This is a genomic window from Amycolatopsis sp. NPDC003861 (assembly GCF_053605405.1).
This window is the reverse complement of record NZ_JBSGJD010000522.1, coordinates 1-1,280: the sequence shown is the minus strand read 5'-3', so window position 1 is coordinate 1,280 and position 1,280 is coordinate 1. Positions and strand designations below refer to the sequence as shown.

At 63.3% G+C, this 1,280-nt stretch carries 1 protein-coding gene; it reads left to right on the top strand.

The genetic code is table 11. The features are described from left to right. The coding region (locus tag ACWEVN_RS47935; RefSeq protein ID WP_452055722.1) for a cbb3-type cytochrome c oxidase subunit I at nt 1-1,280 on the top strand (1,280 nt) is incomplete at both ends.

The following is a 1,280-nucleotide window of genomic DNA, read 5'->3' as shown; positions in this document are numbered from 1 at the left end:
CGGTTGTTCCGCACGACGGACCACAAGCAGATCGGGATCATGTACCTGGTCACGTCGTTCGCCTTCTTCATGGCGGGCGGCGCGATGGCCATGCTCATCCGCACCGAGCTGGCGCGGCCCGGGCAGCAGTTCCTGTCGCAGGAGCAGTACAACCAGCTGTTCACGATGCACGGCACGGTGATGCTGCTGCTGTACGCGACCCCGGTGCTGTTCGGCTTCGCGAATTTCATCCTGCCGTTGCAGATCGGCTCGCCGGATGTGGCGTTCCCGCGGTTGAACGCGTTCTCGTACTGGTTGTACCTCTTCGGTGGCCTGATCGTGCTGTCGGGCTTCCTGACGCCGGGTGGCGCTGCCGACTTCGGCTGGTTCGCCTACACCCCGCTCTCCAGTGCGATCAGCTCCCCCGGGGTCGGCGCGGACCTGTGGATCTCCGGTTTGCTGGTGTCCGGCCTCGGCACGATCCTCGGCGCGGTCAACATGGTGACCACTGTGGTCTGCCTGCGCGCGCCGGGCATGACGATGTTCCGGATGCCGATCTTCACCTGGAACATCCTGGTGACGTCGATCTTGATCCTGCTCGCCTTCCCGATCCTGACCGCGGCCCTGATGGGCCTGCTGGCGGACCGGCATCTGGGCGCGCATGTTTTTGACCCGGCCAATGGCGGGGTGATCCTGTGGCAGCATCTGTTCTGGTTTTTCGGCCATCCAGAGGTCTACATCGTCGCGTTGCCGTTCTTCGGGATCGTGTCGGAGATCTTCCCGGTGTTCAGCCGCAAGCCGATCTTCGGTTATAAGGGGTTGGTGTTTGCCACCTTGGCCATCGCGGCGCTGTCGGTCGCGGTGTGGGCGCACCACATGTACGCCACCGGCGCCGTGCTGCTGCCGTTCTTCTCCTTCATGACCTTCCTGATCGCGGTCCCGACCGGCGTGAAGTTCTTCAACTGGATCGGCACGATGTGGAAGGGCCAGCTGTCCTTCGAGACGCCGATGATCTTCTCGGTGGGCTTCATCGTCACGTTCCTCTTCGGTGGGCTGTCGGGGGTGTTGCTGGCCGCGCCGGCGATCGACTTCCACGTGTCGGACAGCTACTTCGTCGTCGCGCACTTCCACTACGTGCTGTACGGCACGATCGTGTTCGCGACCTTCGCCGGCATCTACTTCTGGTTCCCGAAGATCACTGGCCGGATGATGGACGAGAAGCTCGGCAAGTGGCACTTCTGGACCACGTTCATCGGCTTCCACGGCACGTTCCTCGTCCAGCACTGGCTGGGTGCGCAGGG